The sequence below is a fragment of the Rhizobium sp. KDH_Rht_773_N genome (assembly GCF_052946295.1).
This window is the reverse complement of record NZ_JBRFNB010000002.1, coordinates 146,838-166,040: the sequence shown is the minus strand read 5'-3', so window position 1 is coordinate 166,040 and position 19,203 is coordinate 146,838. Positions and strand designations below refer to the sequence as shown.

General features: G+C 62.0%; 22 protein-coding genes. 17 read left to right on the top strand and 5 right to left on the bottom strand.

Annotated features, from left to right (window positions below):
- Positions 1 to 95: 95 nt before the first annotated feature.
- The 7 genes from ACU8HS_RS22720 to ACU8HS_RS22690 all read left to right on the top strand — a co-directional run bounded on the left by ACU8HS_RS22720 (position 96) and on the right by ACU8HS_RS22690 (position 6,343).
- A complete protein-coding gene (locus tag ACU8HS_RS22720) occupies positions 96 to 965 on the top strand; it encodes a sigma-70 family RNA polymerase sigma factor (RefSeq protein ID WP_447016247.1) in 870 nt (289 codons plus the stop codon).
- Positions 966 to 1,304: 339 nt separating this feature from the next.
- Positions 1,305 to 1,928: a c-type cytochrome gene (locus ACU8HS_RS22715; protein ID WP_447016486.1), complete on the top strand. Its 624-nt coding sequence runs from the start codon at positions 1,305 to 1,307 to the stop codon at positions 1,926 to 1,928.
- On the top strand, positions 1,925 to 3,187 hold the full coding sequence (locus ACU8HS_RS22710; RefSeq protein ID WP_447016246.1) for a c-type cytochrome: 1,263 nt from the start codon (positions 1,925 to 1,927) through the stop codon (positions 3,185 to 3,187). Before ACU8HS_RS22715 ends, ACU8HS_RS22710 begins: the two co-directional genes overlap by 4 nt.
- Positions 3,188 to 3,194: 7 nt before the next feature.
- Positions 3,195 to 3,362, top strand: coding sequence for a hypothetical protein (locus tag ACU8HS_RS22705; RefSeq protein WP_447016245.1), 168 nt, complete (start codon positions 3,195 to 3,197; stop codon positions 3,360 to 3,362).
- Positions 3,362 to 3,919, top strand: coding sequence for a cytochrome C oxidase subunit II (locus ACU8HS_RS22700; RefSeq protein WP_112753922.1), 558 nt, complete (start codon positions 3,362 to 3,364; stop codon positions 3,917 to 3,919). The genes ACU8HS_RS22705 and ACU8HS_RS22700 overlap by 1 nt, the downstream gene beginning before the upstream one ends.
- The gene (locus ACU8HS_RS22695; protein ID WP_447016244.1) at positions 3,909 to 5,531 is read left to right on the top strand and encodes a b(o/a)3-type cytochrome-c oxidase subunit 1; all 1,623 of its coding nucleotides are present in this window, start codon (positions 3,909 to 3,911) and stop codon (positions 5,529 to 5,531) included. The genes ACU8HS_RS22700 and ACU8HS_RS22695 overlap by 11 nt, the downstream gene beginning before the upstream one ends.
- A complete protein-coding gene (locus ACU8HS_RS22690) occupies positions 5,531 to 6,343 on the top strand; it encodes a cytochrome c4 (protein WP_112753920.1) in 813 nt (270 codons plus the stop codon). Before ACU8HS_RS22695 ends, ACU8HS_RS22690 begins: the two co-directional genes overlap by 1 nt.
- A 68-nt stretch (positions 6,344 to 6,411) precedes the next feature.
- Here ACU8HS_RS22690 and ACU8HS_RS22685 read toward each other — a convergent pair whose 3' ends face one another.
- Together ACU8HS_RS22685 and ACU8HS_RS22680 are read right to left on the bottom strand one after the other, a co-directional pair.
- Complete coding sequence (locus ACU8HS_RS22685; protein ID WP_112570273.1) at positions 6,412 to 7,245, bottom strand: IclR family transcriptional regulator; 834 nt, start codon at positions 7,243 to 7,245, stop codon at positions 6,412 to 6,414.
- Positions 7,246 to 7,757: 512 nt separating this feature from the next.
- Positions 7,758 to 7,973 (bottom strand): hypothetical protein, encoded by a 216-nt coding sequence (locus tag ACU8HS_RS22680; protein WP_112570271.1) that lies wholly within the window; start codon positions 7,971 to 7,973, stop codon positions 7,758 to 7,760.
- A 130-nt stretch (positions 7,974 to 8,103) separates the two neighbouring features.
- Here ACU8HS_RS22680 and ACU8HS_RS22675 point away from each other — a divergent pair, with 130 nt between their 5' ends.
- A complete protein-coding gene (locus ACU8HS_RS22675) occupies positions 8,104 to 8,727 on the top strand; it encodes a TetR/AcrR family transcriptional regulator (protein WP_112570269.1) in 624 nt (207 codons plus the stop codon).
- Positions 8,728 to 8,801: 74 nt separating this feature from the next.
- Positions 8,802 to 8,987, top strand: a complete 186-nt coding sequence (locus tag ACU8HS_RS22670; protein WP_112753916.1) for a hypothetical protein — start codon at positions 8,802 to 8,804, stop codon at positions 8,985 to 8,987.
- On the opposite strand, the gene ACU8HS_RS22665 is transcribed toward ACU8HS_RS22670, so the two are convergent.
- Both ACU8HS_RS22665 and ACU8HS_RS22660 read right to left on the bottom strand, forming a co-directional pair.
- Entirely contained in the window at positions 8,984 to 9,424 is a 441-nt protein-coding gene (locus ACU8HS_RS22665) for a DUF1810 domain-containing protein (RefSeq protein WP_447016243.1), read from the bottom strand. The genes ACU8HS_RS22670 and ACU8HS_RS22665 overlap by 4 nt on opposite strands.
- Positions 9,425 to 9,500: 76 nt before the next feature.
- A complete protein-coding gene (locus tag ACU8HS_RS22660) occupies positions 9,501 to 9,794 on the bottom strand; it encodes a hypothetical protein (RefSeq protein ID WP_377312712.1) in 294 nt (97 codons plus the stop codon).
- Positions 9,795 to 10,066: 272 nt separating this feature from the next.
- On the opposite strand from ACU8HS_RS22660, the gene ACU8HS_RS22655 reads away from it, so the two are divergent.
- Both ACU8HS_RS22655 and ACU8HS_RS22650 read left to right on the top strand, forming a co-directional pair.
- On the top strand, positions 10,067 to 11,437 hold the full coding sequence (locus ACU8HS_RS22655) for an amidase (RefSeq protein ID WP_447016242.1): 1,371 nt from the start codon (positions 10,067 to 10,069) through the stop codon (positions 11,435 to 11,437).
- Between the two features lie 70 nt (positions 11,438 to 11,507).
- The gene (locus ACU8HS_RS22650) at positions 11,508 to 12,368 is read left to right on the top strand and encodes a sugar phosphate isomerase/epimerase family protein (protein ID WP_447016485.1); all 861 of its coding nucleotides are present in this window, start codon (positions 11,508 to 11,510) and stop codon (positions 12,366 to 12,368) included.
- Here ACU8HS_RS22650 and ACU8HS_RS22645 read toward each other — a convergent pair.
- Entirely contained in the window at positions 12,365 to 13,255 is an 891-nt protein-coding gene (locus ACU8HS_RS22645) for a helix-turn-helix domain-containing protein (protein WP_447016241.1), read from the bottom strand. The genes ACU8HS_RS22650 and ACU8HS_RS22645 overlap by 4 nt on opposite strands.
- Positions 13,256 to 13,371: 116 nt before the next feature.
- On the opposite strand from ACU8HS_RS22645, the gene pobA reads away from it, so the two are divergent.
- The 6 genes from pobA to ACU8HS_RS22615 all read left to right on the top strand — a co-directional run bounded on the left by pobA (position 13,372) and on the right by ACU8HS_RS22615 (position 19,201).
- Positions 13,372 to 14,544 carry a 4-hydroxybenzoate 3-monooxygenase gene (gene pobA / locus ACU8HS_RS22640; RefSeq protein WP_447016240.1) on the top strand — a complete coding sequence of 391 codons (1,173 nt, stop codon included), beginning with the start codon at positions 13,372 to 13,374 and terminating at the stop codon, positions 14,542 to 14,544.
- 68 nt (positions 14,545 to 14,612) lie between these two features.
- A complete protein-coding gene (locus ACU8HS_RS22635) occupies positions 14,613 to 15,785 on the top strand; it encodes an ABC transporter substrate-binding protein (RefSeq protein ID WP_447016239.1) in 1,173 nt (390 codons plus the stop codon).
- A 93-nt stretch (positions 15,786 to 15,878) separates the two neighbouring features.
- Positions 15,879 to 16,742 carry a branched-chain amino acid ABC transporter permease gene (locus ACU8HS_RS22630; protein ID WP_447016238.1) on the top strand — a complete coding sequence of 288 codons (864 nt, stop codon included), beginning with the start codon at positions 15,879 to 15,881 and terminating at the stop codon, positions 16,740 to 16,742.
- Positions 16,739 to 17,743, top strand: coding sequence for a branched-chain amino acid ABC transporter permease (locus tag ACU8HS_RS22625; protein ID WP_447016237.1), 1,005 nt, complete (start codon positions 16,739 to 16,741; stop codon positions 17,741 to 17,743). The genes ACU8HS_RS22630 and ACU8HS_RS22625 overlap by 4 nt, the downstream gene beginning before the upstream one ends.
- Complete coding sequence (locus tag ACU8HS_RS22620) at positions 17,740 to 18,504, top strand: ABC transporter ATP-binding protein (protein WP_112570248.1); 765 nt, start codon at positions 17,740 to 17,742, stop codon at positions 18,502 to 18,504. Before ACU8HS_RS22625 ends, ACU8HS_RS22620 begins: the two co-directional genes overlap by 4 nt.
- The gene (locus tag ACU8HS_RS22615; RefSeq protein ID WP_113413744.1) at positions 18,485 to 19,201 is read left to right on the top strand and encodes an ABC transporter ATP-binding protein; all 717 of its coding nucleotides are present in this window, start codon (positions 18,485 to 18,487) and stop codon (positions 19,199 to 19,201) included. The genes ACU8HS_RS22620 and ACU8HS_RS22615 overlap by 20 nt, the downstream gene beginning before the upstream one ends.
- Positions 19,202 to 19,203: the final 2 nt, after the last annotated feature.

Genomic DNA, 19,203 nt, shown 5'->3' with positions numbered 1-19,203 from the left:
AAAATTTCACCGGGCTTGATGTGATGCCTTTCCTGTCACATCGTCCCGCTTCCGTTCGTCATGGTCTTTGACGCAACAGGATGAGGAATGGGCAGATGGGCGAGAAAAAATGGCTGGCCGACGAATTCGAGGCGAACCGCGGGCATCTGCGGGCTGTCGCCTTCCGCATGCTCGGCTCCCGCTCGGAGGCGGAGGATGCGGTCCAGGAGGCGTGGCTGCGCCTGACACGATCCGACAGGAGCGATGTCGATAATCTCAGCGGCTGGCTGACGACGGTCGTGGCACGCATCTGCCTCGACATGCTGCGCTCGCGCAAGACACGCCGCGAAGAGCCGCTCGACCTGCCGGCGCATGGCGCGATCGTCGATATCGCCAGCAATCCGGAACGGGAAGCGGCCTTTGCCGATTCGGTCGGCCTTGCGCTGCTCGTCGTCCTGCAAACCCTTTCGCCAGCCGAACGCGTCGCCTTCGTGCTGCATGACATGTTCGATCTGCCCTTTGAAGAGATTGCCACGGTCATCGGGCGAAGTGCCGCCGCCGCCCGCCAGCTTGCCAGCCGGGCTCGCCGCAGGGTGCAGGGTCAGCCGGAAACCCCGGACGTCGATCTCGCGCGCAAGCGGAGTATCGCCGAAGCCTTCCTCATCGCCTCCCGCAACGGCGATATCGAGGGGCTGATCGCAGTCCTTGCGCCGGACGCCGTGTTCCGGCCGGATGCAGCCGCCACCCGTCTCGGCAACGTCGTTCCGCTTCGCGGCGCCGCTGCCGTCGCCGAAAGCTTCAAGGGACGGGCGACGTCGGCACGAGTGGCGCTTGTTGACGACGAAGTGGGCCTCGTTGTCTTCATCGAGGGTCAGTTGCGCGTTGTGCTGACGCTGAGCTTCGAGGGTGACCGGATATCGACGGTCGATGCGATCGCCGATCCGGACCATCTGCGCGACATGGCCTGGTCGATCTTCGAAGGCTGAGGGATTTCGATCCGCTCTCCTTTCCAGACAGGCGACCTCCGGCAGGTCGCCTGACCCCATGAAAAAATCGCTAATGTCAAGCAGATCGTCCGCTTTCTTGACTTCTGTCAAGGCGAGGGCAGCCGAATACGGCTACTTATTCGGCGCGGACCGGAGACAGATTCTCCAGCTCGTAGATTTCAAGCCTTTCTGGGCTCCGCCCAACGAGATTTTCGCTGTTCTGTGATTGTGCTTCGGAGAAACGTAGTGCCCATACGAGAGGCCTTCCTGGCATGCTGTCTTTTCTTCCTGGGCGCAAGTCTTGCCTCTGCCCAGGAAGCCAGACCCTATCCGGCCGATATGGCGGAGCGCGTCCAAGCCTGCACGCCCTGCCATGGGGTGGAAGGGAAGGGCACGAACGACCCCTATTTCCCGCGGCTTGCGGGCAAGCCGGCCGGATATCTCTACAACCAGCTGGAAGCCTTCAAATCCGGCCGGCGCAAATATCCGCCGATGAACTATCTGCTCGCCTATTTGACCGATGATTATCTGCGACAGTTTGCGGAATATTTTGCCGACCAGCGTCCGGCCCTGCCTGAGCAATCTCCGCCTGACGTCAGCCAGACGGTCCTCGATCATGGCCACGCGCTTGTCACGCAGGGCGACCTCGATCGTTCGATTCCGGCCTGCGTGAGCTGTCACGGCGGCGCGCTGACCGGACAGGCGCCCGGAATTCCCGGCCTGCTCGGATTGCGGGCGAGCTATATCAGCGCGCAGCTCGGCGGATGGCGCTACGGCACGCGCACGGCGATTGCGCCCGACTGCATGCAACTCGTGGCCGGGCACCTGACCGAAGACGACGTGCGTGCCGTCGCCGCCTATCTCGCCAATCAGCCCGAGCCGGCAGATCCCGCGCCGTCTCCTGCGGGATCCTATTCCCTGCCTTTCGCATGCGGCAGCCAGCCGGAGGGCAACAAGCCATGAGCGCATATATGAAAGTTCTGTCTGCCCTCGCCCTGTCGTCGATGCTGGCACTCGCGGCAGCTCTGTCGCCGGTTGCAGCGCAGTCCCCGCAGCAGGCTCCCTCCGACGTGGTCAAAAAGGGGGAATATCTCGCGCGCGCCGGAGACTGCGTGGCCTGCCACACGGCGCCCGAAGGCAAGCTCTTCGCGGGTGGCCGCGCCATGCCGACACCGTTCGGCACGCTTTATACGTCAAACATCACGCCGGATGAGACCGGCATCGGCAGATGGTCCGCCGACGACTTCTACAATACGATGCATCATGGCCGCTACCCGGATGGAGGCCTGCTTTATCCGGCCATGCCGTTTGCCTCCTATACCAAGGTCACGCGCGAGGACAGCGACGCGATCTTCGCCTATCTGAAGACGATCGCGCCCGTGCGTCAGCCGAACCGCGCGCATGAACTCGACTTCCCCTACAACAACCGCTCCCTCATTCTCGGGTGGAGGACGCTCTTCTTCAAGGAGGGCGAGTTCAAGCCGGATCCCAAGCAATCCGACGAATGGAACCGGGGCGCTTATCTGGTCGAAGGTCTCGGACATTGCGGCATGTGCCACACGCCGATCAATGCGCTCGGCGGAAGCCGTGAATCGGAAGCTTTCCAGGGCGGGCTGATCCCGATGCAGGACTGGTATGCGCCGTCGCTGACCTCCAACAAGGAGGCCGGGCTGGGCGAATGGTCGATCGAGGAGATTTCCGATCTCCTGCAAAAGGGCATTTCGACTCGTGGCGCTGTCTACGGTCCGATGGCGGAAGTGGTCTTCAACAGCCTCCAGTACATGACGGACGAGGATATCCGCGCCATGGCAGTCTACCTCAAGAGCATCGCGCAGGATGAGCCGACGCCGCCTCGATCATCTGTCAGGACCGAGGAGGCGAGCCTTCTCATCAGTCTCGGCAAGTCCGTCTATGACAAGCAGTGCGCCAGTTGCCACGGCGCCCAGGGTGAAGGCCGGCCGCCGCATTATCCGCCGCTCGCCGGAAACCAGTCGATCCAGATGGAATCGGCCGTCAATGGCATCCGCATGGTGCTGAACGGCGGCTATCCGCCGGCGACGGAAAAGAACCCCATGCCGCACGGCATGCCGCCCTTTGCCGTGACGCTGTCCGATGACGAGGTCGCCGCGGTGGTGTCCTACATCAGGACGGCCTGGGGCAATCGCGGCACGCCGGTCAGTGCGGCCGAGGCAAACAAACTCCGTTCCGCTCCACTCCAATGAGGACGTCATGATCAATTCGGAAGATCCTGCAGGCGCTCCTGACGATGCTCTCGTCGAAAAGATCGTCGCCGAAGGGCCGCGTGGTGCCGTCGTCGTCGCGGGTATCGCGACCGCGATCGTCGTTCTCATGTGGATCCTTTTTTATCTGCTTGTCTTCGTGCCCAGGAGCGGTTGATGACCGATATGCATAACCAGGCAGTGGCAGTTTCCGAGCGCATCGAACGGCGCTGGGCGACCGTTGCAGTCCTCATCATCGTGTTTCTGGCAGGAATGGCGGCTTATGCCGGTGTTCACAACGCGACGATGCCGCAGACGACCGTCGAGACGATCGACCCGACCACGATCCATCTCGCGGGCGAGTTCGTCGAATCCAATCTCGGCAGCGCAATCGAATCCGATGGCTCGGTAACGGTACGGGCCATCGGCCAGCAATATTCCTTCTCGCCGCCCTGCATCGTGGTGCCTGCGGAAACGCCGGTCACATTCCGCGCGACCAGCGCAGATGTGGTGCACGGGTTCCTCATTCAGGGCACGAACATCAACACGATGCTGGTGCCGGGCTACGTCTCGGTCCAGAAAGCGAGTTTCGCAGCACCGGGCGACCACCTGATGCCTTGCCAGGAGTTCTGCAGTGTCGGCCATGAAGGCATGTGGGCAAGGGTGAAGGTCGTGGACAAGCAACAGTTCCTCTCGGAAATGGCGGACAAGAGGAGGCTTTCCTGTGCTCCATAATCGCAGACTGATCCTCGCGCATTTCTGGCTGGCCTTTGCGGTATTCGGCGTCGCATTGCTGCTCGGCGCCTGGCAGATGTATGTGCGCAGCCCCTTGTCGCCCTGGGTCAACAACCCGGAATGGTATTACCGCTTGCTGACGGCGCATGGCACCGTCATGGGCTATGTGTTCCCGACCCTTGTGGCAATGGCCTTCGGCTATGCGATCAGCGAGTCCTCCCTGAAGCAGCATCTGATCGGCGTGCGTTGGGCGTGGGCCGGATTCTGGCTGATCGCCGTCGGTTCGGTCATCGCGATGATCCCGGTGGCCCTGGGCATGGCTTCTGTTCTCTACACCTTCTACCCGCCGCTGATCGGAAGTCCCTTCTACTACATCGGCGTCGTGATGGTCGTCGTCGGTTCCTGGATCTGGGTGGCGCTGATGTCCGTCAATCTCGCGGCCTGGAAAAAGGTCAATCCCGGTGTTCCGGTGCCGCTGCCGATGTTTGCCAATGTCGCCGGATCGTATCTCTGGGGCTGGACTGCGGTCGGGGCAGCACTCGAGCTTCTGCTGCAGATCATTCCGGTGGCGCTCGGCTTCAAGTCGACGATCGATGCGGGCCTTGCCCGCGTGTTCTTCTCGTGGACATTGCATGCCATCGTCTACTTCTGGCTGATGCCGACCTATATCGCTTACTATACGATTGTCCCGCGTTCGATCGGCGGGCGAATCTACAGCGATACGATGGCGCGGATTTCCTTCATTCTGTTCCTGGTCGTCGCAATGCCGATCGGCATCCACCACGCCTTTGCCGATCCGCAGGTGGGCGCAGGCTTCAAGTTCATCCATTCCGCCTTTACGGCCCTCGTCGCGCTGCCGACGCTGCTTACGGTTTTCACTATCTGTGCGTCGGTGGAGATTGCCGCCCGCGCGCGGGGCGGCCGGGGCATATTCGGCTGGCTGAAGGTGCTGCCCTGGCGCAATCCGATCATGCTGGCGGTGACGTTCTCCTTCATCATGCTCGGCTTCGGCGGTGCGGGCGGCCTCATCAACATGAGCTACCAGCTCGACGCGTCGATCCACAATACGCAGTGGATCACCGGGCACTTTCATCTCATCTTCGGCGGCGCGATCGTCATCATGTATTTTGCGATCGCCTACGATCTCTGGCCCCATCTGACCGGTCGCCCGATCGCAAGCCTCCGGCTCGTCAGGCTGCAGCTCTGGCTGTGGTTCATCGGAATGATCGTGACGACATTCCCCTGGCACTATGTCGGCATCCTTGGCATGCCGCGCCGAATGTCGTTCTTCGACTATACGGATCCGGCGCTTGCCAACGAGGCTTTGTCCGTCGTGTTCTCGGCATTCGGCGGGTTCATTCTGGTTGCGGCCGGCATTCTCTTCATCGCCATTCTGGTCCGTACGCAGTTTGCAGAGCCGCAACAGGCCGAGGAATATCGTTTCGCGGTTGCTGTTCATCCGCCGACCCGGGTGCCTGCGGCACTCAACAGCTATGGGCTGTGGATCGCGCTCATGATCGGGCTGACCATCACGAATTATGGATATCCAATTCTTCAGCTTGCCGTCCGTGACGATACGTCCGTGCCTGCAGTCTATGTCGGAGAACGGTGATGGCCGGGGAAAAACTGATCAGCTTCCGCAATCGCTGGACAGTCGCGAGCGTCAGCCTCACGGCCGGGATCTTCGTCGTCGCGGCAGGTCTGGGTTTCGTGCTGCTGCCGCGCCTGGAAGCAGGAGAGCAGGTGGCCGGCATTTGGGATTCCATCTGCCGGGCCGCCGGATTGCCGCGACCGGGAGCGCCTTCCGAAACGGTCAAGCCCGATTACAGGACGTCCCTGGTCAAGGTCGCGACGGCGGTGCCGAGAAAGCGGGACGAGGAGGCGATCGGGCGAGGCGCGACCCTGGCCCAGCAATGCGCGATCTGTCATGGCCCGACCGGCGTCAGCCGCGCCGACTCTCCCAATCTTGCGGGTCAGTATGCAAGCGTCATCTACAAGCAGCTTCGTGACTTCAAGGACGGTGTGCGCGTCAACGCGGTCATGAGCCCGTTTGCCGTGAAGCTGACCGAGCAGGACATGCAGGACCTGGCCGCATATTATTCCTACCTGCCGCGACTGCCGGGTTTCCATCCGCCCGGCGGCAATCCCGTTCCGCGGATCGTCGCCAGCGGCGCGCCGACACGCGGCATCGCGCCTTGCGGTTCCTGCCACGGGAGCATCGAGAACAAGCTCGGCAGCCCCTGGCTGGAAGGCCAGTCGGAATTGTACCTGAAGACGCAGCTTCTGGCCTTCGTATCCGGTTCGCGCCAGAACGATATCAGCAGCCAGATGCGCAATGTGGCCCGCGCCATGACGCCGGAGGAAATCGACGCGGCGGCGAAATATTACGCGAACAAGGAGCCGCCTTATCTGGCGGGCGAATAAGCCGGTAGCGCGGGGCGCCAGGGCCGATCTCGAGAAGATGGCGGCGCTTCGCCCCCTTTAGGCAGAGCTCAGTGGCCGCGCCAGCCCATCAGCTTTTCGATGCGTTCGGCAGAACTGCGCACATGCGCGGTATAGTGGCTTTCGTCCGAAAAGGCCTTCTGCTCCGGGAGAACGATGGAAATGGTGGCAACACACTGGCCGTCGCGATCGCAGATTGGTGAGGCGATGCAGGCGACCGCATAGTCGGATTCGCCAGCCTGGATGGACAGGCGCGATTCGAAGGCTTTACCCGCCGCTTCAGACAGGGTTGCCGCGTCGATTTCGGCGCGCCCCGTCGGCGACGAGCGGGCGCAACGCTTGAAGAGTTCGATGCGCTCCTCTTCCGGCAGATGGCCGACGAGAAGACGGCCGGATGCCGTCCAGTTGAGCGGTACGCGTGTGCCAACGCGCGAGGCGACCTGAAAATGGCTTGGACCGTCCGCCATGGCGAGAACCAGCATGTAGTCGCCGTCGCGGCCGCACACCTGTACAGTCTCCCCGGCCTGACGGCAAAGGTCATGCATTTCATGCGTGGCAACGCTCATGAAATCGAGCGAACGGGCATAGGCAAGGCCGTAATGGTAGAGCCGCGAACCGAGCCAGATCGAACCGTCGGACTGGCGTGTCAGCATGTTCTTTTCGACAAGATCGTCAACGATGACATAGACCGTCGAAAGCGGTGCCTTCACCGCCTTGGCAATGGCATAGACGCCCGCCGGCGATCCCGTTTCATAGAGGTGGTCGATCACCTGCAGCGCACGGTCGATGCCGCTGACGCGCGCGCGGCGCGCACCCTTGGCGCCGTTCTCTTCAGCCTGGCTTTCGTCTTCGGGATAGACTGCGGGGGATGTTTTGCCGTCCAATTCAACGCACCTCTGATATCACGCGAACCTGTTACATTACTATGGCATAGCGGCTCGCGAAGCAAATCCCAAAATCTTTGGAGACAAAAACCGCCGTCCGATGCGCGATCGCTCGCCGGCGCAATACGTCCCGAGCTTATGCCGGAACAACCAGCCGCAGTGCGAGTTTTGTTTCATCAGAGCAGGTACCGGCTGATCGGATGCAGGCTATGTCTCCGGCCAGGCATGGCGGTCAGCGGCGGCAAGCTGGCGCCCCCTCTGCGGCCTGCCGAAGCCACCGCCGGTGGGCGTCGTCATGATGACGGCGTCGCCGGCGGCGAGCGTCGCCTGACCGCGGGCGGCAGAACCGTTCGGATTGTCAGGGTTGCCATCGGACAGGTCCGTCTTGACGGGAGCGACAAGCGTGAACCGGTATCGCCATATCGCAAGGGCTGCCGCTTGCTAGCGGCAGCCCGTCTGGGGCAGGGCTTAACCCCAGTGCCGATCGGGCCTTGTTGAGGCCAGCGGTCAGATCAGCCGAAGCAGGGCATCGCCGGCAGATTGGCGCGGCTGGCAAAGGACCCGATCATATCGCTCACCGTGGAGGAACGCGGCTCGCGTTTACGTGCGGCCGTCTCAAGGAGCTGCTTGAAATCGTCAAGCTTCACGCCATCGGCGCGCAGCACCATGGCGATCAGCGGGTCGCGAAGGGCTTCGGAAATGGTCAAGTCTTCTCTGGTCTTTCTCATGGTGCAGTCCTCCTTTCGTGGGCGGTCGCCCGTGTTCCACGCCCGCTGCCAAACGCTCCTGGCATTGACTTCTGCAGAGAGTGGTGTTACCGGTAAGTAACAATAGACTTGTTACCGATCGGTCACATCGATGTCAAGGACTTCGTCCGCGAAAAAAGCAGAATCATTGAACGAAATCTCCGCAGTTGTTTCAGACGATCGAATCCCTCCGCGGGAGCGGATCGTTTCGACCGCTTCGGAGCTTTTCCGCGAGCGGGGCATTCGCGGCATCGGCGTCGATGCCATTGCGGATGCGGCGGCCACCAACAAGATGACCCTCTACAGGCATTTCGGCTCCAAGGACGAGCTGGTCTGCGAAACACTGCGCCGCGCCTCCGAAAAGGCCGAGAGCATATGGCGCGATCTCGAGGCAGCCCATCCCGGCGATGCCCGCGGCCAGCTGCTTGCCTGGGTCGAGAACCGGGCGCACTGTCTGAACGGCGAGCCGGCAGGTTGCGATCTCGCCAATGCCGCTATCGAACTGAAGGGCGAAGGCCATCCGGCACACGAGTTGATCGAGCGCCACAAGGCGATGCAGCGCAACCGCCTCGCGGCGCTGTGCGTGGCAGCCGGCGCGCGCGAGCCGGAACTTCTGGCCGATACGCTGACGCTGTTGCTCGAAGGCGCGCGCGTCACCCGCCAGGCCATGGCGGATGGCGGCTGTTCCTGTCATTTCGAAAAGGCCTGCAACGTGGCGATCTCCGCCTTCGGCTGAGATCGACGCGGCGAGGGAACCTTGTGGTTGCCAGGCCGTTTTTCTGCTGATCTGGAAGCAATCTGGAGGCAGAGATGAACTACACTTATCTCCGGCGCCTATATGCCAGACGTGCCGAGCTTGAAGCCAAGCTCGAACTGTACGACGCGCGTTATTGCTTCGGCGAGGAAGAAGTGGATGACGGTACGGAAAACGAGCTGAAACAGCGCATCGAGGAAATCTCCGAGGAGATTGCCGCGCTGGAGCATTCCCCCGGCTAATCCTTGCCGGCGCTCAGGATGGAAATCGTCCGTTCGTCGAATTTTCCGTCGTAAAAGCGATCGATCGCCTTGTGAAAGGGCGAGCCGTGATCGCTGACCGCGGCAAACAATGTCATGGACGAACGCAGCTTCAGGTCATCCGGGGAGCCCATGATATCGTGAGCGCTTCGACCGTTGACGGAGAGGATTGCCTCGACACAGCGCAAAAGGCGGCTGCCGAGGATCGGATCACCGAGATAGGCTGAGGCCTCCTCCGCGGAGCGAATGGCATATTTCTCCGCCATGGAAGACGTTCCGAGACCGGCGATCTGGGGGAAGATGAACCACATCCAGTGAGAGCGCTTGCGACCGGCTCGCAACTCCGCAAGAGCCTGTTCGTAGATGCCGTTCTGCGCGTCGATGAAGCGGTGGAGGTCGTAATCTATGTCACCGGTCATGGCTCTTTCCCTTTTCTATGCTTCTCATGCACGTCAGACGAAAGATTTCCATGCCCGGCGAAAATCGCTGTGGCTCTTAGCAGACCTTGTCTGCGTAGGGGCTCGTTTCACGGCAATGGCCGTAGCGCTGGTGGTGCGGTACCAGACTATCACCCGGAGGTGTCGGCTCTTCAATAGCCGAGGTCGTCATCGGATCGGTCGTCGATGTCTGTGCCGAAGGTGCTGTGAAGCCGACAAAGCTCAGCAGTACGAGGGCACCCACGACGACGACCCGCTCCAGGACCGACAGCTTCTGTGCGCTGACGTGGTCGGCGTAGTCGCGTTCAGCTTCGCCGGAACTCACGTCCTCCTTCACATGCTGGTGCACCATATCCTGGTGACCGGAGGTCCAAGTTTCAGATTGTGTCATTTCAAGTCTCCTGCAATGCACTGGGATGCGGCTTGGGAAGGCAAGCTTGTGGCGCGCCTGTCCGCTCCCCGCGTGCAGCACCGCATGTGTGTCTTAACTGCGGTAAATTGAAGGGTGCTAAATCAAACTCAGTGTTCACAATATCGTACCAATCATTGTGAAAAGCCGTGCAAGGGCTGGTCCTGCGAAACGATAGGCGGTAAATCCTGTGTGATATCCACAGGACTCTCCCCATGCCCCTTACTTTCGGTGCGATGTCCATCGCTCAGCTTTCCCTGCTCATCCAGAGCGGCAAGGCCGATCCGGTCGACGTTGCGGAGGCGATCTTCGACGGAATCGATCGATATGCCGACAAGGCCGTCTTCACCGTGTTGCTGCGAGAGCGGGCGATGCGGGAGGCGCATGCGTCTTCGAAACGCGTTCGCGACGGTCGTTCGCTCGGTGCTCTCGATGGCATTCCGATCGCGTGGAAAGACCTTTTCGACGTCAGGGGTCTTGCCACAACGGCCGGATCGGTGGTTCTGGCCGACAATGCGCCGGCAAGTCGGGACGCCGCCATCGTCACGACGCTGCAGAATGCCGGCATGGTGGCGGTCGGCCGCACCAATATGAGCGAGTTTGCTTTCTCCGGCCTCGGCATCAATCCCCACTACGGCACGCCTGAAAATCCCCACAGCAAGGACGAACCGCGTATTCCCGGCGGCTCGTCGTCCGGCGCGGGCGTGGCGGTCGCCGCCGGCCTGGTGCCGGTCGCCATGGGCACGGATACCGGCGGCTCGGTGCGTATTCCAGCCGCCCTGAACGGTATCGTCGGCTACAAGGCGACCCGCGGCCGCTACGCCATGGAAGGCGTCTATCCGCTGGCGACGAGCCTCGATTCGCTGGGCCCTCTCTGCCGCTCGGTGCAGGACGCCGTCTGGATCGATGCCGCCATGCGCGGTTTGACGATGCCGACCGTCGCCCGGCGACCGTTGCAGGACGTCGAGATCGTCATTCCCCGGAATGTCGTCTTTGACGGTCTGGGTTCGGGTGTTGCGGACGCCTTCGAAAGCGGCATTTCGCGGCTGCGCGCCGCTGGCGCGCATATCAGCCCGATCGAAATCCCGGCCTTTGACGAGATCCTGTCGTTGATGACGAAACATGGTGCGCTCGTCACTGCCGAGGCCTTTGCTCTTCACCGCGAGCGGCTGGCGGGGCCGGAAGCTGCGCGCATGGACCACCGCGTCGTCATGCGCACTCGACTTGGCGAGAAGACGAGCATGGCCGACTATATCGCCATTCTTGCCGCGCGTGCCCGGCTGGTCGCCGATACGGAGCGGCTGGTCGGCAGCCGCCTGGTCGCCTTCCCTTCGGTCGCCCATGTCGCGCCGCCGATTGCTGCGCTGGAACGGGACGACGAACTGTTCGTTGCCACCAATGGCAAGACCCTGCGCAACACCGCGCTCGGCAATTTCCTGGACTGGTGCGGCGTTTCCATTCCCTGCGGCACGGGCGAGGCGGACATGCCGGTCGGTTTCCTGTTGTCGGCCCCGGCAAACCGGGACGAGGCGCTGCTCGCCGTCTCGCTGGCAGCGGAAACTGTCATTCGCGGCGAACGGATCTAGGCCGTTGCGGGCTTGATGCCGCGCACCATTCTTGCCAATCTCCTCCCGAGGAAATGGGAGGAGTTGAATGATGCAGGTTTTGCAGAACGGCCGATTTGCGGTTTCCACATGGTCGCTTCACCGGATGCTGGGGCCAACCTACCCCCATAGTCCCGATCCGCAGAAAAGTGCTGCGCGCCAGGAGCCTTACGGGCCAGGCACCGTGAACCTCCTTGATGTACCCGCTATGCTGGCCGAGCGTGGGTTTGGCCGGCTTGAGGTCTGCTCCTTCCACCTGCCGAGCCTCGATGCTTCCTATCTCGCCGAATTCCGCGATGCGCTGAAAGCCTCGAACATCCTTTTCCAGACGCTCCTCGTCGAGGATGGCGATCCCAGCAATCCCGAGACCGCGGAGCGTGATATCGGCTGGATTGCCGGCTGGATCGATATCGCAAAAGCTCTCGGTGCCGAGCGTATCCGCGTCATCGCCGGCAAGCAGGCGCCGAACGAGGAAAATCTCGAGCGTTCGGCAAAACATTTGAAATGGTTGGCCGGGCAGGCGGAGGGAAGCGGCGTGCGCGTCGTCACCGAAAACTGGTTTGCGCTTCTGCCCTCACCGAAGGAAATGAACTGGCTGCTCGATGAACTCGACGGCAAGATCGGGCTGAACGGCGACCTGGGGAACTGGGCGGCGCCGGCGAAGTATGAAGGGCTCGCCAATATCATGCGCCGTGCCGAAATCTGCCATGCCAAGGCCGATTACAATGCCTCCGAACTTGATGCCGAAGATTACCGCCATTGCCTGGAAATGTGCGAAGAGGCTGGTTATGCCGGTCCCTACACGCTGATCTACGACTCGCCGTTCTTTGCCGATGAATGGGACGGTATCCTGCTGCAGAAGCGCTTCATCGAGGAGTTCCTGCAGGGGACGCCGGCCCGCCGCACGGCCTAGGCGCGCTCCAGGCTGCTTTTCTGCCGTTTGCGCCAGTCCTTGGGCGTCTCGCCTGCATGTTTGAGAAAGAAGCGTGAGAAATAGGCCGGGTCGGCAAAGCCCAGCCGGTAGCTGATCTCCTGGACGCTCGCCAGCGTGAAGACCAGTTCCCGCTTGGCCTCGTCGACGAGCTTGCCGGCGATCAGGTCGTGGGCGGTCCTTCCCGTCATCGAGCGGACGATGCGGTTGAGATGGGTCGGCGAAACGCCGATTTCCCTGGCGTAGAACGAAGCGGGTCTGTGCGAACGGAAATGCCGCTGGATAAGGCCGGTCAGCTGCTCCATCCGCTGTTCGTTCTCATCGGCGGGAGACTGGCTGACATCCTCCTGGTAGGAGATTCTCGCCGTCAGCCGCAGCGCCAGGGCGACATAGGAGGCAAGAAGCTCGCTGCGACCGCTGCGGTTGCTCCGATATTCTTCGCCGAGCCGCTTGAGGCTCTGCATGAGATAGGCGGCGTCGGGATCATCTGGATCAAGCGCCGTCAGGCGCGGGGCTGCAAGCCACTCGCCGAGCCGGCTGCGGTCGCTGGGAAGGTGGCTGAGATTGGCGCTCAGCATGGTGATGACGATACCGTCGATATCTCGCGAGAAACGAAAGCCGTGGTCGAGCCCCGGAGGAACGGTGACGACCGCCGGCGGCTGGATGGCATGGCTCCGATCACCGAAAATGGCATCGCCTGCGCCGGCATCGATGTACAATATCTGAAAGAAACTCGCGTGCCGATGCAGCTTGATCTCCCAATGATGCAGGCTGCTGCGCGAGGGAATTGTCTCGCAGTGCAGCCAGAAATCGGGCTCCTTGCCCGATGTTTCGCCGTAGAGCTCATAGGTCGGTACGTATCGCGTCATGGGCTTCCTCCCGTTCCCATGTTCGATTTGTGCAATTTTTCGGTCGGAAAGTCCATTGTCGCCCCGCGGCCGGCGGTTCAAAATTTGGCAAAAGGCAAATTGCAGGGAGGAAGCAATTGCGCACGCAAATCGCCATCATCGGCTCGGGACCCTCGGGTCTGCTGCTCGGTCAGTTGCTGAGCGGCGCCGGTATCGACAATGTCATCCTCGATCGCGTGGGCAAGGACTATATTCTCGGGCGCGTACGCGCCGGTGTTCTGGAAGAGGGCACGGTCGGCCTCCTGGACGAGGCGAAGTCGGCCGGGCGCCTGCATGCGGAAGGCCTGCCGCATGACGGTTTTTCACTGGCCTTCGACGGACGCGATCACCGCATCGACCTCCACGGCCTGACCGGCGGCAAGCGGGTGACGGTCTACGGGCAGACGGAGGTGACGCGTGACCTGATGGCCGAGCGGGAGGCAAGTGGCGCGCTGACGATCTACGACGCCGCCAATGTGACGCCGCACGATTTTGATGGCAGCGCGCCCTATGTGACCTACGAGAAGGACGGCGCCACCCACCGCATCGATTGCGATTACATCGCGGGCTGTGACGGCTTCCACGGCGCAAGCCGCAAGGCGGTCCCGGAAACGGCGATCAAAACCTTCGAGAAGCTCTATCCCTTTGGCTGGCTTGGCCTGCTTGCCGACGTCGCGCCGGTCAATCACGAGCTTATCTATGCCAATCACCCCCGCGGTTTTGCGCTCTGTTCCATGCGCTCGGAAACCCGCAGCCGTTATTACATCCAGTGTTCGCTCGGCGAGAAGGTCGAGGACTGGGGTGACAATCGCTTCTGGGACGAGCTCCGCCGCCGCCTGCCGGCCCATCACGCCGAAGCGCTGAAGACTGCGCCGTCCTTCGAGAAATCAATCGCGCCGCTGCGTTCCTTCGTCGCCGAGCCCATGCGCTTCGGCCGCCTGTTCCTGGTTGGCGATGCCGCCCATATCGTGCCGCCAACCGGCGCCAAGGGGCTGAACCTTGCTGCGAGCGACGTGCACTATCTGTTCGAGGGCTTGCGGGAATTCTACCGGGATCGCTCCGGCGCCGGCATCGACGCCTATTCGCAGAAGGCTCTCGCCCGCGTCTGGAAGGCGGTGCGCTTTTCCTGGTGGATGACGACGATGATGCACCGTTTCCCGGATACCGGTGATTTCGACCAGAAGATCCAGGAAGCCGAACTCGACTATCTCACCCATTCCCGCGCCGCCTCGACGGCGCTTGCGGAAAACTACGTCGGATTGCCGTTCTGACGGGATGATTTAAGACCGGTGTAATGCCATGGAGGGCTGCACCTTTGACAAAGGGAGGAATTGTCACAATGAAAAAGCTGCTAATCGCCGCCGTCGCGGCCGTGGTCCTTGGCGGGACTGCCTATGCCGACACGATCAAGGTCGGCGTGATCGGGCCGTTCTCCGGTCCGTTTGCCCTGCAGGGCAAGAATTTCAAGGCCGGTATCGACGCCTATATGGCGCTGAACGGCAACAAGGTCGGCGATGATACGGTCGAGGTCGTCTATCGCGACGTGCCGCAGGCCGACCCGGCCCAGTCCAAGGCGCTGGCTCAGGAACTGATCGTCAAGGAAAAGGTGCAGTATCTCGCCGGCTTCTATTTCACGCCTGACGCCATGGCGGTGACGCCGATCCTCAAGCAGGGCAATGTGCCGATGGTGATCATGAACGCCGCGACCTCGGCGATCGTCACCAAGAGCCCGCTCGTCGTGCGCACATCCTTCACCACCTGGCAGACCTCGACCCCGATCGCCAAGGTCGCCTTTGATTCCGGTGTGAAGAAGGTGATCTCGGTCGTCAGCGATTACGGTCCGGGCATCGATGCCGAAAACGCCTTCAAGGCCGGTTTCGAAAAGGCGGGCGGCCAGGTGGTCGAGGCGATCCGCATGCCGCTTGCCACCAACGACTTCAGCCCGATCATGCAGCGCATCAAGGATTCCGGCGCGCAGGGCGTTTTCGCCTTCCTGCCGTCTGGGCCGACGACGCTCGGCTTCGTCAAGGCCTACAACGAAAACGGCCTCAAGGCCGCCGGCATCAAGTTCTTTGCGCCGGGCGACCTGACGCAGGAATCCGACCTGCCGACGCTCGGTGATGCCGCACTCGGCATCCAGACGACGTTCCACTATGCGGTCTCGCACGACTCGCCGGAAAACAAGGCTTTCGTCGATGCCGCTGCCAAGGCGATCGGCAACAAGGCCGAACTCTCCTTCCCGGCCGTCAGCGCCTATGACGGCATGTACGTCATCTACAAGATGATCGAGGCGACCGGCGGCAAGCAGGATGCGCAGAAGGCCGTTGATGCGGTAAAGGGCCTCTCGTGGGTGAGCCCGCGCGGCCCGGTATCCATCGATCCGGAAAGCCGGCACATCACGCAGAACATCTATCTGCGCGAAGTCGCCAAGGCCGATGACGGGACCTACATCAACAAGGAAGTCCAGACTTTCGAAAAGCAGGGTGATCCAGGCCTGGCGGCCGCCAAGTAAAGGCCACGGATTCCGAAAGAGACATGCGACGGGCCCGGCGGCGTCTTCCGCCGGCTTCCGGCAGGGTCCGTCGCATCAAAGCAGGGTAGTTCCATGCAGACAGTCTTCAGCATAGCCGTGGATGCGCTTGCCTATGGCATGGTGCTTTTCGTCATATCGATCGGCCTTTCGGTGACGATGGGTTTGATGCGCGTCGTCAACCTGGCCCATGGCGCCTTCGCGATGATCGGCGGTTATGTGGCGTCTTACGTCGCCCGCGATCTGGGGCTCGGTTATGCGGTGGCGGTCGTTGCCGCGGTTGCGGCAACCATCATCATCGCCATTCCGATCGAGCGCTTTCTCTACCGACGCATCTATGGCGCTCCGGAGCTGACGCAGGTGCTGATGACGATCGGCATCACCTTCTGCGTCATTGGCATCGCCAATTATCTTATGGGGCCGACGCTGAAGACCATTCCACTTGCCGAGGCGCTGCAGGGGTCGGCCGATCTTGGCTTCCGCACCATTCCTGTCCACCGGCTCTTTGCCATCGTCTGCGGTCTCGCCGTCGCTCTCGGCCTCTGGTTCGTGATCGAGAGGACGAGTTTTGGCGTGAAGCTGCGCGCCTCGGTCGATAATGCGGCGATGGCGGCTGCCCTCGGCGTACGCACCGAGATCATCTATGCCGTCAGCTTCGGCGTTGCGGTCGGCCTTGCCGCGCTCGGCGGCGTCGTCGGCGCGGAATTGCTGCCGGTCGAGCCTTATTATGCGCTGCGCTACATGGTGACCTTCCTCGTGGTCGTCTCGGTCGGCGGTGCGGGCTCCATTCCCGGCGCGCTGATCGCCTGCCTGCTGCTTGGCGCAATCGATACGACAGGACGTTATCTCATGCCGGAATTCGGCGAATTCTTCTTCTATCTCGCTGTTATCGCCATCATCTGCATCTTCCCGCGCGGCCTTGCCGGGAGGGCGAAATGACGCTTGCCCTGCAAGACAAGGAAATCCTGATCCAGCGTCGGCGCACCGCGTTGAGCCGCGATCTCGGCGGCATCGCCGTCATCATCGCCGCTGCCGTCATCGGCTATTTCGCCTTTCCGGACAATCTGGCGCTCCTGACCCGCATCATCGCCATTGCGCTTCTGGTCCTGTCGCTCGATCTCGTCACCGGTTATGCCGGCATCGCCACGCTCGGCCATGCGGCGCTGTTCGGCTCGGGCGCCTATGCGGCTGGTATCTTGTCGGCCCATTACGGCATGAACGATCCGCTGCTGATGACGCTTGCCGGCATTCTCGGCGGGGCGATCGCCGGCCTCCTTTGTGGCGCCGTCATCCTTCGTGCCCACGGCCTGCCGCAACTCGTGCTTTCGATTGCGCTCATCAATCTCTTCCATGAGTTTGCCAACAAGGCCTCCTCCTGGACGGGCGGCAGCGATGGTCTTTCGGGCATTTCGCCCGATCCGATTTTCGGCTTGTTCGAGTTCGATCTCTACGGCCACACGGCCTATGTCTTCGCCGTCGCGCTGCTCCTGATCGTCTTCGTGCTGCTGCGTCTGCTCGTGCGCTCCCCCTTCGGCATGCTCTGCCGGGGGATCAAGGAGGATCCGCTGCGTATCCGCGCCATGGGCGCGTCTCCGCAAGCGGCGCTTGCGAAAATGTATGTGCTGTCAGGAGCAGTCGCCGGCGTCGGCGGTGCCTTGAACGCGATCTCCACGCAGGTCGTCGGCCTCGACAGCCTCTCCTTCACCCAGTCGGCGGAAGCGCTGGTCATGCTGGTGCTCGGCGGCACCGGTTCGCTGTTTGGGGCGCTGTCGGGCACTGTCATCTTCATGCTGTTTGAAGATCATGTCTCGGCCGCCAATCCCTTCCACTGGCTGACGATGATCGGCGCCTTGCTGATTGCGGTCGTGCTTTTCGCGCCCAAAGGCCTTTACGGCACTGCTGCAGCCTTCGTCGCCCGCCGCAAGGAGGCCCGCCCATGAGCCCCGTTTTCGAAGTCGCCCATCTGAAGAAGGCTTTCGGTGGCCTTGCTGTGACCAATGATGTCTCGCTTTCGCTGTCATCAGGCGATCGTATTGCCCTGATCGGCCCGAACGGTGCGGGAAAGACGACCTTCGTCAATCTCGTCACCGGCAATCTGGCGCCCGATTCCGGCGAGGTGCGGCTTGCCGGCGAAACGGTGACGAAAGTGGATGCGATCGGTCGGGTGAGGCGAGGGCTGGTGCGTTCGTTCCAGGTCACCCGCCTGTTTCAGGATATGACGCCCGCAGAACATGTGGCACTCGCCGTTCTGCGCCGCAAAGGCCGGACCGGCCGCCTTATCGGAAACTTCCTGGCCATGCCTGACGTGATGACAGAGGTGGACGAGTTGCTGGACAAACTCGGCCTTGGTCCACTCATGCACCGCAAGGTGGCGGAAATCGCTTACGGCCAGCAGCGGCTTCTTGAAATCGCGCTCGCACTTGCGCTCAAGCCCAAGGTACTGCTGCTCGACGAACCGGCGGCCGGCGTGCCGCAGAGCGATACCGGCCGTATCGAACAGGCGCTGGCCGATCTTCCGGCCGATCTCGCCGTCCTGATGATCGAACATGACATGGACCTCGTTTTCCGTTTCGCCAGGCGCGTCATCGTCCTCGCGGCCGGCGCGATCATCTTTGACGGTGCGCCGTCCGAGGTGACGAAGGATGCGCGTGTCCGTGAGGCCTATCTGGGGAGCTATGCCAATGCCAGCCATGTCGCTTGAGGTCGAAAATCTCTCTTCCGGCTATGGTCCGACAAAGGTGCTTGAAGGCCTCTCCTTCTCCGCACCCTCGGGCTGTCGGCTTGCTGTGCTCGGGCGAAACGGCATGGGCAAGACGACGTTGCTGGCAACGCTCGCCGGCCAGACGAAACGCTATGAGGGGCGCATCCGGCTTGGCGAGACGGATCTGACGGATGCACCGAGTGCTGCGCGTGCGCATCACGGCCTTGGTTATGTGCCGCAGGCGCGCTGCGTCTTCCCGACGCTGACAGTCGAGGAAAATCTGTTCGTCGGCCTGAAAGGCCGGCCGAAGTCGGCGCTTGAGGAAGCTTACGCGATGTTTCCGCGGCTGAAGGAGCGGCGCAGGAACCTCGGAAACCAGCTTTCGGGCGGCGAACAGCAGATGCTTTCGACGGCCCGCACCATTCTCGGTCGTCCGTCCGTGCTGCTGCTCGACGAACCGCTGGAAGGATTGGCGCCCGTCATCTGCGAGGAATTGATGGCGGCTTTCACCGAGCTCGCCGAGGCCGGCGACATGACCATCCTGCTCGTCGAGCAGCGTATCCAGAGCGCTCTCGATTTTGCCGATCGCGTCATCATCCTTGAGCGCGGTCGGCTTGCCTGGAGCGGTACACCCTCGGAACTGTCAGCCGATCACGATGCCGTGGAGCGGCTGCTTGGAGTCGGCGGCCTGCACTGATT